The following is a 13,145-nucleotide window of genomic DNA, read 5'->3' as shown; positions in this document are numbered from 1 at the left end:
GCGGCGCACCATGCAACCACGTCTATTCGAAGTCCGGGGCGGCGAAACGCTGTGAGCGTTGTGCTCTGGCCCGATTCGGAAAACATGCTAATGGGTGAGTACGGATAGGATCAATCGGACGTGTCCTATTTTCTGAAGAAATTTAAAAAAATTTGATGTTATGGATCGCCGTTTAGTTGCGATGCCAGCAATGGAAGGTGGGGCTGCAGGCCGGCTTTCTCGGCAGGACATGGCCTTCGTGGGCCGTTTTCTGGCGGCGTGCGCACTGCCAGAGAGTCCGAAGAAGCCGAATCTGGCGGGCTACGGCGATATGGCCGCAGCCCGTGAAGCGACGACGGAATAGCGGTGGCCATTCGACAATCGGAACGCAAAATTCCGGGAAATTTCTCGATCTGCGCTGATGCGGCAGACATGCCGCCGGGTAATTTTTGCAATGAATATTCGGAAATTTCCTATTCTTCGATGGGCCGTTTCGGGCAGCAGCGGGAAGTACGCCTGGCGTGCTCCACCGCAGGCGTTCCGTTGTTCAACAGGATCCGTCATGGTCTTCGTTCCGTTGTCAGCTTGATCGAACCTGACTCAGGACTCTAAACGGCTTTTTGTATGACATGAATGTATTTTTTTCTACTTTTAAGCACGATTGTGATTTTTTCTAAAATTCGTACTTGTCCTATTTATCTCGCATGGGTCTCCATGCTACTAATTGCGATGGCCTGCCTAACGGATCGTTGTCGAGAGAATTCGCAAGCGTTGAAATCGGTTGCGTGACATCGCGCAGCATCAAGGAATCGGGCACAGGACTGCAGCGTCTTTTCGATTTGCCATGGGTTCCGCTTCGCGTTGCAGCTCGCTTCCGATGACCGGGATCCGCCGCTGGTCACTGTGGCTGTACGCGCCGCGACCCGAGGATAGGATGCCAACCGATGAATCAGACCACCTGCACCTGATGCGGCCACGTCGGCGGTCTTTTGAACAAGTCAGGCGCTTCTATCAAATGGACTTCATGAAAACGCTGGGAATCATCAAGTACACCTTCCTCGCCATTGGTATCGCGTTGCTGCTTGGCGCTGGCGCCATCGGTCAGCATACGCGTTCGTTCCTGTCGAACGCAGTGAGCACGGACGGCATCGTCGTTGCCCTCGATGCACTGAGCGACCGAGGTTCGACAACTTACAGGCCGATCATTCGCTTCCAAACGCCGAATGGGACCGTCGAATTCCGTTCGTCGAGCGGCAGCAACCCGCCGAGTTACACAGTCGGCGATATGGTCCCGGTACTGTATTCACCGGATAAGCCGAGTGACGCGACACCCGACGCGTTCTTCTCCCTTTGGGGGGCGGCAACGATCACCGGTGGCATCGGCCTTGTGTTTTTCACCATCGGCGCCGCGATGATCGGGCTGGCACGGCGCTCATCGCGCCGGGAAGCCTACTTGCGCACCCAGGGCGTGCCGGTCCAGGCGCGCGCTCAGGGCATCGAAGAGAACGAAAGCATACAGGTCAATGGACGCTCACCCTACCGCATCTCGGCGCAATGGCAGGACCCGGCGACATCGCAAATCCATCTCTTCTATAGCGGCAACATCTGGTTCGATCCGACCGAATACGTGACGCGCGAACACATCACCGTCCTCTTGGATCGGAAGAATCCGAAGCGCTACCACGTCGACGTGTCGTTTCTGCCGCAACTGGCAACCTGACGTCCAAATCACAGGCAACGGTCGGCGCAATCCACCCAAGACGGGCAGCGAACGAACGTTAAAGTGGATCCACGCGAGGCCGTGAAAGGCAACGAGACCTGAATGGCCGGCATCCTCAGCCGCGCCATTTGCCCCCGAGATTCCCAAGTACAGCACCAGCACTCGTTCGACACGATCCATGTGCGATGACTGCAGAGCTTCCGGTGTCAGCGCCGCGATATCGCCTTCACGATCCGCCACGTCGGCCAGGCGAATGCCCTGGCAGTGACACCGCCTGCCTAACGACGCGACCCAATTCCATCCTTGGATTCCGGTACGAATCGTCCCGGTTCCCCGAAGCACCTCCTCCATCGAACGTACCTCCACAGGACTCTAAGCGGTTTCTCACATGACATAAATGTTGTTTTTACTAATTTCAAAAAACATGACAATTTTTGAGAAAATTCGTACTTGTCCGATTTATCTCGCATAGATCTCCATGCTACTAATTCCGACTGGCTGCCTTACTGATCGTTACCGCAAGAACTGAAGAGCGTTTAAATCAGAGATAAAAAGGAACAAACGATGGCTGAGAGTTTCCAGAACGAAGTGCCTAAGGCACGGGTCAATATCAAGCTCGACCTGCACACCGGTGGCGCGCAGAAGAAGGTCGAACTGCCGCTCAAGCTGCTGGTGATGGGCGACTACAGAAACGGTCAGGACACGCGGGCGCTCGCCGAGCGTGAGAAGGTGTCCATCAACAAGAACAACTTCAATTCGGTCCTCGCCGACTTCAACCCGAAGGCCAGGATCGCCGTCGAGAACACCCTGGTCGGCGACGGCACCGAGCTGCCGGTTGACCTGGACTTCCGCTCGATGGACGACTTCAAGCCGGAAGTCGTCGCCGGGAAGGTGCCCGAGTTGCGCGCCTTGATGGCGGCCCGCAATCTGTTGCGCGACCTGAAGTCGAACCTGCTCGACAACGCGATGTTCCGCCGCGAACTGGAAAAGATCCTCAAGGACCCGACCTTGTCCGAGCGCCTGCGCGCCGATCTGCAGAAGATCGGCGAAGCCGCGCCGGCCTCACCGTCCGCCCAATAAACGTCTTCCTTGAGGAATGAATCCCATGGCAAAGCATGAAATCGCCGCGCGCGCCAATAGCGAAGCAGACACCGCGGTCCTGGATGCACCCGGCAAGAGCGTCTACGAGTCCCTGTGCGAGAAGATCAACCTGACACCGGTCAAGGCCACGCGCCCGGTGGAGTCTTTCCAGAGCGCCGACGCGCTCGCCGAATCGTCGCTGGATGAACGCGTCGCCCAGGCGATGAATGTGTTCCTGAAGATGATCCAGGACTCGTCGCAGCAGGTGGACCGTCTTGACAAGAGCTTGCTTGATTTCCATATCGAGCACCTTGACCAGCAGATCAGCCGCCAGCTGGATGCGATCATGCACAACGAGACGTTCCAGCAGATCGAATCGGCCTGGCGCGGGCTCAAGTTCCTTGTCGATCGCACCGACTTCCGCAAGAACGTCAGGATCGAAGTGCTGGACGCCTCGAAAGACGCGTTGCGCCAGGATTTCGAGGATACGCCCGAGATCATCCAGAGCGGCCTGTACCTGCACACCTACATCCAGGAATACGACACGCCGGGGGGCGAGCCGATCGGCTCGATCATCTCGAACTACGCGTTCGGCCGCGGCCCGCAGGATATCGCCCTGCTGCGCAATATCTCCAAGGTCTCCGCCGCGGCGCATATGCCGTTTATCGGCTCCGTCTCGCCGGCCTTCTTCGGCAAGGAATCGATGGAGGAGGTGGCCAGCATCCGCGACATCGGCAACTACTTCGATCGCGCCGAGTACTTGAAGTGGAAGAGCTTCCGCGAGTCGGACGATGCCCGCTATATCGGCCTGACGCTGCCGAATTTCCTGGCGCGGCTGCCCTATGGGCCGGAAACCGTGCCGGTGCGCGCCTTCAATTACACCGAGGCGGTCAAGGGTCCGGATCACACCCGCTATCTGTGGGCCAATGCTTCGTTCGCGTTCGCCGCGAACATGGTGCAGAGCTTCATCAAGAACGGCTGGTGCGTGCAGATTCGCGGCCCGCAGGCCGGCGGCCTGGTCGAGGACCTGCCTATCCACCTGTATGACCTGGGCACGGGCAACCAGGCCAAGATCCCGACCGAGGTGCTGATCCCGGAGACGCGCGAGTTCGAGTTCGCCAATCTGGGCTTCATTCCGCTGTCCTACTACAAGAACCATGACTTCGCGTGCTTCTTCTCCGCTCATTCGGCCCAGAAGCCCGCGCTCTACGACACCAAGGAAGCTACCGCCAACAGCCGCGTCAATGCGCGCCTGCCGTACATCTTCCTGCTCTCGCGGATTGCCCACTACCTGAAGCTGATTCAGCGCGAGAACATCGGCACCACCAAGGACCGCCGCCTGCTGGAGCTGGAGCTGAACACCTGGGTCAAGACGCTTGTGACCGAGATGACCGATCCGGGCGACGAGTTGCAGGCTTCCCATCCGCTGCGGGAAGCCAAGGTGATCGTCGAGGATATCGAGGACAACCCGGGCTTCTTCCGCATCAAGCTTTTCATCGTGCCGCACTTCCAGATTGAAGGCATGGACATCAATCTGTCGCTCGTGTCGCAGATGCCGAAAGCGAAGAACTGATCGGCCACGATCAGTCTCGATTAGCGCTGACATCACGTAGCGCCGCTGCACGCTGGCTCGACAGCCGCCGTGCGGCGCTCCCATGCGGAAAGGGCCTTTCCGCGTAACGGCCGATCACAATGAAGATAACCAGACCGCTGTGGACGCAGGGCATTTTCATGACCCCGCAGCATTTCCAGCAACAGGCACTGTGGGACCGGTATGCCGACGAGTGCGTCGCGCGCCTTGCCAGCCCCGATCCGTGGGGTACTGTTCACGTCGCCCTTGACCAGCAGGCTTTGTCCATTCATCGCCTGGTGGTAAGTTCCCTGGCCCTGCGCCTGCCGGACGGCACGGTGATCGACACCGAGACGGCGGACCGCACGCCCGCCGCACGCGATCTGCGCGACGTGCCGGCGCACATCGACACCGTGGTCGTGCAGATCGGCCTGCCGCTGATGGATGCGCAAGGCGGCAACTGCATCGAGGCCGGGGAACGGCCCGCCCGGCCGCGCCGCTTTGTGCGCGAGTATCTGGAAGTCGCCGACCTGCATGGGGAAGGCAAGGAAGAGATCAGCGTTGAGCGGCATGCGGTGGCGCTGCTGTTCGATTTCGAATCGCACGTGGATTATGCGACCTGCCCGGTCGCTCAACTGGTGCGCACGCCCCAGGGGCGCTTCGAGCTCGATCCGGCCTTTGTGCCGCCCTGCCTCTTCCTGTCGGCAAGCGACCGGCTCACCGAGCGCATGAGGCGGCTCTCAGAGATACTGAGCGCCAAGAGCGCGAGCCTGTCCGTGCGCCGTCGCGAGCGATCCGACCAGATTGCCGATTTCGCGGTTGCCGATGTGGCGTTGTTCTGGCTGCTGCACAGCGTCAACAGTACCTGGCCGGAGCTGGCACGCCTGTGCGCCGAGCCGCAGCAGCATCCAGAGCGGCTCTATGGCATCCTCGCGCGTCTGGCTGGTCGCTGCTGACGTTTTCCACCACGGAGACCCTGCAGGCCATCCCGTCTTACGACCACCTCGCACCGGAGCCTGTGTTCGCGGAACTGGAGTCGCTGATTCGTACGCTCCTCGATACGGTGATCCCGTCACGGATTGTGCCGGTGACGCTGGAGCGCTTGCGGCCCACCGTGTGGGTCGGCAAGATCCTCGACGAGCGCCTGGTCGAAGGCGCCGAGTACTACCTGTCCGTCCAGGCGGGCGTCCCCGCCCACGCGCTGCTCGAACAGTTGCCGCGTCTGTGTAAAGCAGGGGCGCCGGACGAAGTCGAGCAGATCGTCAATTCCGCGCTGCCCGGCATCCCGCTGCGAACGATGTCGCGCCTGCCCGCGGCTATCCCCGTGCGCATCGAGAACCAGTATTTCGCGCTCGACAGCGCGCACCCCGCCTTCAAGCGCATGCTGGCTGCGCGGGCCTGTCAGTTCTACGTTCCCGCCTCGCTGCCGGACGTATCACTTGAACTCTTCGCGGTATTGCCGGCATGACGACCTTCTCCGCCTCAATGCTGCCGCTCGCCTTGCGCGACACGGCCCTGACCGTCACTGAACTCGCTGACGATACGAAACCCATGGGCTTTGAAGCCTTCCAGGCGATGTGCCTCGAGCAGGTGTCTCGCCTGCGTGAGGAGCTCTCGGCTGCCGGCCAGCCGGCCGACGTCGTCGAGGACGCCGTCTATGCCCAATGCGCTTTGCTGGACGAAGTCGCGCTGGGCAGGCTGCCCGACGACGATCGCGCCGCGTGGGAACGCGAGCCCCTGCAGGTGCGGGAGTTCCAGAGCCACGATGCCGGGCAAGCGCTGATCGCTCGCATCGAGCGGCGTCTGGGCGAGGCGAAGCCCGTGCTGCCGCTGCTCATCGTTTTCTACGCGACATTGGGGCTGGGTTTCCAGGGCAGGTTCGCGCTGGATGGCGCCAGCGAACGTATCGCGCTGATGCAGGCGATCGATGAGCGGCTGGATCGTGCCGGATGGCGCAAGTCGGACGGCCCGGTGCTGGTGACGGATGGCAAGGTGCATCGATGGTGCGCGCATCTGTCGCCGCTCGCCTGGATCACGATCTCCTGCGTCGGCGCGGGCCTCGTCTACCTCGCGCTGGACCGATGGCTAGCCGCGGCGATCGTGCCGCTCGCTGGCTGAAAAGGGCATTCGTGACCGGCTACCCCTACCGCACACTCTTCGGCTGGATCGCAGCGCTCGCGCTGGCCTGGCTGGCGCTCAGCTCGCCATGGCCGGCGACATGGAACCTGCTGCTCGCGGCCTTCACGATCGGGCTGGCGCTTCTCGCGATCATCGTTGCCACGCGGCGGGTGCGCGCACGGCAGAGCGCTTCGCAACCGGTGCTGCAAGCCGTCGATGCATCGCTGGATGGGCTGCCGCGTGGTATCCGGCGCAATACACCGCTGGTGTTGGCCATCGGGGACGCATCGGGCGCCCCGCCGCTGGCATTCGGCGAGGATCTGGTCCGAATCACGGACGCTGCAATTTGGGTGCGTGTCGACGACCCAACCCGGCTGGCTCACGTGGCTGACGCGCTCAAGCGCTGGCGCGCGGGGCAAGGCCCGGATGCCATCGCCTACCTGATCGGCGCCGACCAGGCCCACGATGCCGCCGCGCTGAACGCTGGCCTTCGGCGTTGGCGCTCGGCCATTGGCGAGGCCAGCCGTGGGGTTGGCTACGGCCTGCCGGTCTGCGTCGCCGTGTACGCGGAAGAAGTCACCCGAAGCCACGGTGCTCCGGAAGATAGCCCGTGGTTCGGCGTCACCGGCACCAAGGTGCTGCAAGGCGGTACGCTACCTGCCCAGATTGCCGCGCTCGTCCTGCAGTACGGGCAGGCCGCGCTGCCAGCGGATCGCGAGGCCCACATGCACCGCGCCGCACGGCTCGATGCCCTGGCGCGCTGGGCCTGCGGCGCCTTGCTCCCTGCGCTGCTCGATAACCAGCGCGGCAGCCGTCAGGTGCACATCGCAGCGTTCGGCGTGACCGCCACCGAGGGCATCCCCGCCACGGATTCGTTGTATGGCCGCTTCATCGAGCAAGCGACCGCGCTTACCCGCAACGCCAAGGCCGGCCACCGCGCACGCTACCCGCTGCCGGATGCCCTGATCCGGGGCGTCGCCCTGCAGCCCGTGCGGCGAGCGCTACCGCGCGCCCTTGCCCACGCCTTTGCCTGGCTCGCGGTGGCCTTCTGCGCCGCGGCGGCGGCTTCCGCCTGGCAAAGCCGTGCCCTGGTGGCGCGCGTCGTGGGCGACATGGCGCGCTATCGCGCCATTGGACCGGAGCATGACGCCGCCCGTGTCGATGCGCTGCAGGCCATCAAGCGCGATCGCGACGAACTCGCTCAATACGCACGCGTCGGCGTACCGCTGCGCCTTGGCCTGGGTTTCTATCGCGGCGCCGGCTTGCTGACGCCGCTCCATGCCCTGATCGCCGCGTATCAACCGCCGGCACCGCCGCCGTCAACCATCGAACTGGACAGCCTGTCGCTCTTCAAGAGCGGCAGCGCGGCGCTCAACCCCGGCTCGAATCGCGTGCTGATCGGCGCGCTGGAGATGATCAAGGCCCACCCGTACAAGCGCGTGCTGGTAGCCGGGCACACCGATACCGCCGGCAATCCTCGCAGCAACCTCAAGCTCTCCGAGGCCCGCGCGGCGTCAGTGCGCGACTGGCTGGCCGACGCGGCAGGCTTGCCGCCGACCCGGTTTGCGATTCAAGGCTATGGCGATACCCGCCCCAAAGCCGCCAACGACACCGAAGCCGGGCGCGCCGCCAACCGACGTGTCGAGATCACGCTCGTCCCCGATTGTCGCGACGGTGATCGCGACAGCCGGACAACTTTGGGCCATCCGGCCTGTTCATTCCAGTAGAAGGAGAAAGAAGCAATGGCAATTCCCGCATACATGTGGATCAAGGACGATGGCGGCGCCGATATCAAGGGCTCGGTCACGGTCAATAGCCGCGAGGGCAGCGTGGAGGTGGTCGCTTTCGATCACGCCGTCAGTATTCCGACGGATTCCAATACCGGCAAGCTGACTGGCACGCGCGTGCACAAGCCGGTGGTGTTCACCAAGGAAACCGATGCCTCGACGCCGTACCTGTACAAGGCGGTCACCAGTGGCCAGACCCTGAAGTCGGTCGAGATCAAGTGGTACAAGATCGACGACGCCGGCAAGGAAAAGGAATACTTCAACACCAAGCTCGAGAACGTAAAGGTGGTCGGCGTCACGCCGAAGATGCTGGACATCAAAAACCCGGCCTTCGAGAAGCACAACCACCTCGAAGACATCGAGTTGCGCTACGAGAAGATTACCTGGTCGTACAAGGATGGCAACATCATCCACGCCGACAGCTGGAACGAGCGCTCGTAACACGCGCCCGGCCGGCGTCCGCCGCCGGCCTGCCATCTCGCGCGGACCCGGGATTGGGGCCGCGCACTCCCCCCTTCACCCAGCGTCCCTTTTCTCCTCCATGACCGCCCGCGACCTCTCTGCGTTTCTGCGTCGTCTCAACGACCATTGCGCCCGTGCCCTGGCCGACGCCGCCAGCCTCTGCGAAACACGCGCCCACCGGGATATCGAGGTCGAGCACTGGCTGATCAAGCTGCTGGAGCTGGGCGACGGCGATCTGCTGGCGATCCTGCGGCGCTATGAACTCGATGTGGACGGCATCTGGAACGGGCTGCTCGCCGCCATCGAGCGCCTGCCGCATGACCTGCGGGGCAAGCCTGGCCTGTCGCAACGCCTCGGCCAGTGGCTGGAGGCCGCATGGATGCGCGCATCGCTAGAAGCCGCGACGCCCGGAGAATCCACGTCAATCCGCTCCGCGCACCTGCTGGCCGCACTGGCCGAAACACCACACCTGCTGCGCGCGCCCGACGCCTGGCCGCTGTTGAGCGTATCCGCCGTCCAGATCGAGCGGCTGATGCACGAACTCGACAAAATCTCCACCGAGGCAGCCGCTCGCGGYGCCGGCGAGCCAGTCGGGCCGGCTTGCGCCCCGCTGTCGTCAGCGCCAGTCACTGCCGCCGCGCCCGCACCAACCAGGTCAATGCCCGGTCAGGCCGATACATCGGCGCTGGCCCGCTTCACGACGGACGTCACCCAGAAGGCCCGCGACGGCAAGATCGATCCCGTATTTGGCCGCGACGTCGAGATTCGCCAGATGGTCGACATCCTGGCGCGGCGGCGCAAGAACAACCCGATCCTGGTTGGCGAGCCTGGCGTGGGCAAGACGGCGCTGGTCGAAGGCCTTGCGCTCAACATCGCGCAAGGGAATGTCCCGGCTGTCATACAGAACGTCAGCGTGCTGACGCTGGACCTGGGCCTTCTGCAGGCAGGCGCCGGCGTCAAGGGCGAATTCGAACAGCGCCTCAAGAACGTGATCGAGGCCGTGCAGCAATCGCCAACGCCGGTGCTGCTTTTCATTGATGAAGCCCACACGCTGATAGGTGCGGGCAACACCGCGGGCGGCGCCGATGCCGCCAACCTGCTCAAGCCCGCCCTGGCGCGCGGCGAACTGCGCACGATCGCGGCGACGACGTGGTCCGAATACAAGCAGTACTTCGAGCGCGACGCCGCGCTGGAGCGGCGCTTCCAGATGGTGAAGGTCGACGAGCCCGATGACGACGGCGCCTGCCTGATGCTGCGCGGCCTGAAGGAGCGGTATGCGCAGCACCATGGCGTACACATCACCGATGCCGCCATCGCCGCCGCCGTGCGGCTGTCGCGCCGCTATCTGACCGGACGCCAACTGCCGGACAAGGCCGTCGATCTGCTCGACACCGCCGCTGCCCGCGTGCGCATGAGCCTGGAGGCTACGCCGGTCGCCATCTCCTCCTGCGAGGCGCAACGCGCGGCGCTGGAGGTCGAGCGGACCGCCCTGTTGCAGGACCAGGGGGCCATCGGCGCGGATGTCGGCAAACGACTGGCGGCCATCGATGCCCGGCTGGCTGCGCTCGCCATTGAGCGCGAACAGTTTGAACGCGCCTTTGCCGAACAGAAGGGGGCTGCCGAGACATTGATCGCGTTGCGTGCGCAATGGCAAGCCACCGACGACGAGTCAGCGCGGCGGGATCTGACGTCATCGATCCAGGCCGCCCACGCGATGCTGACCAGGCACAGCCAGGCCGCGCTGATCCACGCGGAAGTGGACGAGACTGCCATTGCACAGGTGATCGCCGACTGGACAGGGGTTCCGGTCGACAGCCTGCTGTCCAGCGAGCTGGCCACGTTGCTGGCGCTGGAAAAGCGTTTGGGGCACGTCGTGGTCGGCCAGGACGAGGCGCTAGCCGCGCTCAGCAAAAGCTTGCGGGCCGCCAAGGCGGGACTCAAATCCGAGGAAGCGCCGCTGGGCGTGTTCCTGCTGGTGGGGCCTTCGGGCGTGGGCAAGACCGAAACGGCGCGCGCGTTGGCCGACCTGATGTTCGGCGGCGAGCGTTCACTTGTCACCATCAACCTGTCCGAATACCAGGAAGCCCACACCGTCTCGCAGTTGAAGGGTTCGCCGCCGGGGTATGTCGGCTACGGGGAAGGTGGCGTCCTGACCGAAGCGGTCCGTCAGCGGCCCTACAGCGTCATCCTGCTAGACGAGGTCGAGAAGGCGCACCGCGACGTACTGAACTTGTTCTACCAGGTCTTCGATCGCGGCTTCATGCGCGACGGCGAAGGCCGGGTGATCGACTTCCGCAATACCGTCATCCTGATGACCTCGAATCTCGGCAGCGAGCAGATTCTGACGGCCGCCGACGCCGCCATTACTGCCGGCGCCGAGCTCGCCACCGGCGCGCTGATGGAAGCGATCCGCCCGATGCTGATCGACCACTTCCAGCCGGCACTGCTGGCGCGCTTCCAGACCATTGTCTACCGCCCGCTGTCGGCCGACGCTATGGCATTGATCGTGCGGATGAAGCTCGGCAAGGTGGCTGAGCGCATCGCGCGCCGCTTTGGCGTGCCGCTGCGGTGCGGCGACACGCTGGTAGAAGAACTGGTGCGAGCCTGCCTGCTGCCCGACTCAGGCGCTCGTAATATCGACACGCTGCTCGATCAGCAGATCCTGCCGGTACTGTCGCGTGAGCTGCTGCTGCGCATGTCAGGCCAGCAGGCGCCGGCATCGATTCAGCTGTCGTTCTCCGAGGACGACGGCATCGGCCTGGACTTCGAGGAGCCGGCAACGACAACCGGGGCCGGCGCGTGACACGGGGCGGGCCGGGCCTCTTTGAAGCGGTGACGGGATACTTTGCAAATGGCGTGGCCGTAGACGACTTCGATGCGGCGACGCAGACGTTCCTGTCCGTGCGGGACAACATCCAGCGCATCCTCAATAGCCGTCGCGGCAGCCTGGCGCATCTGCCGGATTATGGGCTTGGCGACCTGTCCAGGATCTACCGGCATCTACCCGCGTCGGCGCACACGCTCAAGCGCGAAATAGAAACGACGCTGCTGCGCTATGAGCCGAGGCTGAAGTCCATCGACATCGCGATCGAAGAAACCGAACCGGGCATGTTGCTCAGCTTTACCATGAGTTGTCAGCTGCATCAGTCCGGGCTGGTGCGATTCGGCACCCACTTCACGCCGGATGGGCAGACCCGCCTCAAACTGCTGAAAGCGGAACGTGACCGTGAGTGAGTGCGTGACCGAGCCATAGCGGCCTATCATCCTCACCCCTATCAACGACTCACCTCCCCCTGCCCGCGGTCTCCGATGGCAACTCCCCAAAAAACGCCCGATACTGCGCGGCGAACCGCGGCAGATGATTAAACCCCCACCGTGCCGCCACCACGCCCACCGGCTCCTGCGCCTGCCGTCCACCCAACGCCTGCCTCACCCCATTCATCCGCAAAGCCCGAACAAACTCCAGCGGCGCCAACCCAGTGACTTCATTGAAGCTGTATTGCAGTGTGCGCCTTGAAACCCCAAGCCGTTCACACAGAGCCAGAACACTCCAGGGCGCCTCGGGCGCAGCGCGCACCATCTCATACGCCTGTGCGACCAGCCGCCGCCGCGCAGGCGGCGTAGGCAGCAGGACATCCCCAATATCATGCGTCAGGGTGGACACCACCGCCATCAGCAACGCATCGCGCATGGCGCTCTCGACAAAGCGCTGGTTGAATACTTCGCTCTGCATGGCTGACGCAGCCAGCACCGCCAGCATCGCCGCCCGGAAATCCTCGGACGCGGCGCGCCGCACCTCCGTGGCCGGCTGCAAGCGCGCGATCAGCTCCGGAACCCCCTCGCGCTCCATCACGCGTTGCAGCGCGGGCAGCGGCAACGTCACGCCGAGCAGGTCCAGCGAGGACGGGGTGCGCATGGCCAGCGGCTGGCCGTTGCCAGCGCGCAGCACAGTGTCGCCGCTCATCCGGTAGCCGGAGAACCAGCCATCGGCACACTCGCGGTGGGGCAAGGCGATGGAAAGATAGCCGCGCCGTGCTTCGCCTTCCTCCAGCAACGCCTGGTTGGTGCGTTCGCGGAAGACGTGGACGTCGCCATAGGTAGCCTGCTGCACTTGCGCAAGAAAATGCCCGGGCGTGAGCTGCTGGTAGCGTTGCTGCCAGCCGTCCAGGCCCGCTGCCGCCATGGCGGCCTCGGTGGCAACCAGGTGGCGTACCGGGCGCCCGCTGGCGCCTGTGTCGAGGGGCTCGGTGTTGCTGTGCATCGGTGGCAGCCTGTTGGGGCGATTGACACCATCGGCGGCGGGGGGAGTGGCCCGGCGCGCCAGGGCTCTTGTGCAGGCACTGCGCGATGATTGTATCGCCAGGCCAGGCAAGCGTCGATGCGCGGCGCAGCAGGTCCGGCGGCCCCTGGGTGAGCGTCCTTGCAATTG

9 protein-coding genes and 1 pseudogene are annotated in these 13,145 nt (G+C 63.7%); 9 read left to right on the top strand and 1 reads right to left on the bottom strand.

The features are described 5' to 3' along the window. Nucleotides 1-913: 913 nt before the first annotated feature. From AC1DQR_RS21290 to tssE, 9 genes and pseudogenes are all read left to right on the top strand, one after another. Complete coding sequence (locus AC1DQR_RS21290) at nucleotides 914-1,699, top strand: DUF3592 domain-containing protein (RefSeq protein ID WP_477133745.1); 786 nt, start codon at nucleotides 914-916, stop codon at nucleotides 1,697-1,699. A 564-nt stretch (nucleotides 1,700-2,263) separates the two neighbouring features. Further along, nucleotides 2,264-2,779 (top strand): type VI secretion system contractile sheath small subunit, encoded by a 516-nt coding sequence (gene tssB, locus AC1DQR_RS21285; protein WP_416051103.1) that lies wholly within the window; start codon nucleotides 2,264-2,266, stop codon nucleotides 2,777-2,779. A gap of 25 nt (nucleotides 2,780-2,804) precedes the next feature. Then, complete coding sequence (gene tssC / locus AC1DQR_RS21280; protein ID WP_183037157.1) at nucleotides 2,805-4,352, top strand: type VI secretion system contractile sheath large subunit; 1,548 nt, start codon at nucleotides 2,805-2,807, stop codon at nucleotides 4,350-4,352. A 119-nt stretch (nucleotides 4,353-4,471) separates the two neighbouring features. Beyond that, nucleotides 4,472-5,817, top strand: a pseudogene (tssK, locus tag AC1DQR_RS21275) (type VI secretion system baseplate subunit TssK). Then, nucleotides 5,814-6,467: a DotU/TssL family secretion system protein gene (locus AC1DQR_RS21270; RefSeq protein ID WP_477133744.1), complete on the top strand. Its 654-nt coding sequence runs from the start codon at nucleotides 5,814-5,816 to the stop codon at nucleotides 6,465-6,467. The pseudogene tssK and the gene AC1DQR_RS21270 overlap by 4 nt, the downstream one beginning before the upstream one ends. Before the next feature lie 11 nt (nucleotides 6,468-6,478). After that, nucleotides 6,479-8,194 carry an OmpA family protein gene (locus AC1DQR_RS21265; protein WP_477133743.1) on the top strand — a complete coding sequence of 572 codons (1,716 nt, stop codon included), beginning with the start codon at nucleotides 6,479-6,481 and terminating at the stop codon, nucleotides 8,192-8,194. 15 nt (nucleotides 8,195-8,209) lie between these two features. Beyond that, entirely contained in the window at nucleotides 8,210-8,695 is a 486-nt protein-coding gene (locus AC1DQR_RS21260; protein WP_150984401.1) for an Hcp family type VI secretion system effector, read from the top strand. Between the two features lie 100 nt (nucleotides 8,696-8,795). Continuing rightward, nucleotides 8,796-11,519, top strand: a complete 2,724-nt coding sequence (tssH, locus tag AC1DQR_RS21255) for a type VI secretion system ATPase TssH (protein ID WP_477133742.1) — start codon at nucleotides 8,796-8,798, stop codon at nucleotides 11,517-11,519. Next, nucleotides 11,516-11,950 (top strand): type VI secretion system baseplate subunit TssE, encoded by a 435-nt coding sequence (gene tssE, locus AC1DQR_RS21250; RefSeq protein ID WP_416051108.1) that lies wholly within the window; start codon nucleotides 11,516-11,518, stop codon nucleotides 11,948-11,950. Before tssH ends, tssE begins: the two co-directional genes overlap by 4 nt. Nucleotides 11,951-11,999: 49 nt before the next feature. Here the strand turns inward: tssE and AC1DQR_RS21245 are convergent, their stop codons facing one another. Next, a complete protein-coding gene (locus AC1DQR_RS21245; protein WP_416051109.1) occupies nucleotides 12,000-12,977 on the bottom strand; it encodes a helix-turn-helix domain-containing protein in 978 nt (325 codons plus the stop codon). Nucleotides 12,978-13,145 lie beyond the last annotated feature (168 nt).

Source organism: Cupriavidus sp. 05L411 (assembly GCF_056398045.1).
The sequence above is the reverse complement of the archived record's forward strand: the minus strand, read 5'-3'. Positions and strand labels throughout refer to the sequence as shown.

Coding starts and splice junctions, on each gene's coding strand:
- AC1DQR_RS21270 (WP_477133744.1), top strand. CDS start 5,814: ATGACGACCTTCTCCGCCTCAATGCTGCCGCTCGCCTTGCGCGACACG.
- tssC (WP_183037157.1), top strand. CDS start 2,805: ATGGCAAAGCATGAAATCGCCGCGCGCGCCAATAGCGAAGCAGACACC.
- tssB (WP_416051103.1), top strand. CDS start 2,264: ATGGCTGAGAGTTTCCAGAACGAAGTGCCTAAGGCACGGGTCAATATC.
- AC1DQR_RS21260 (WP_150984401.1), top strand. CDS start 8,210: ATGGCAATTCCCGCATACATGTGGATCAAGGACGATGGCGGCGCCGAT.
- AC1DQR_RS21290 (WP_477133745.1), top strand. CDS start 914: ATGCCAACCGATGAATCAGACCACCTGCACCTGATGCGGCCACGTCGG.
- AC1DQR_RS21245 (WP_416051109.1), bottom strand. CDS start 12,977: ATGCACAGCAACACCGAGCCCCTCGACACAGGCGCCAGCGGGCGCCCG.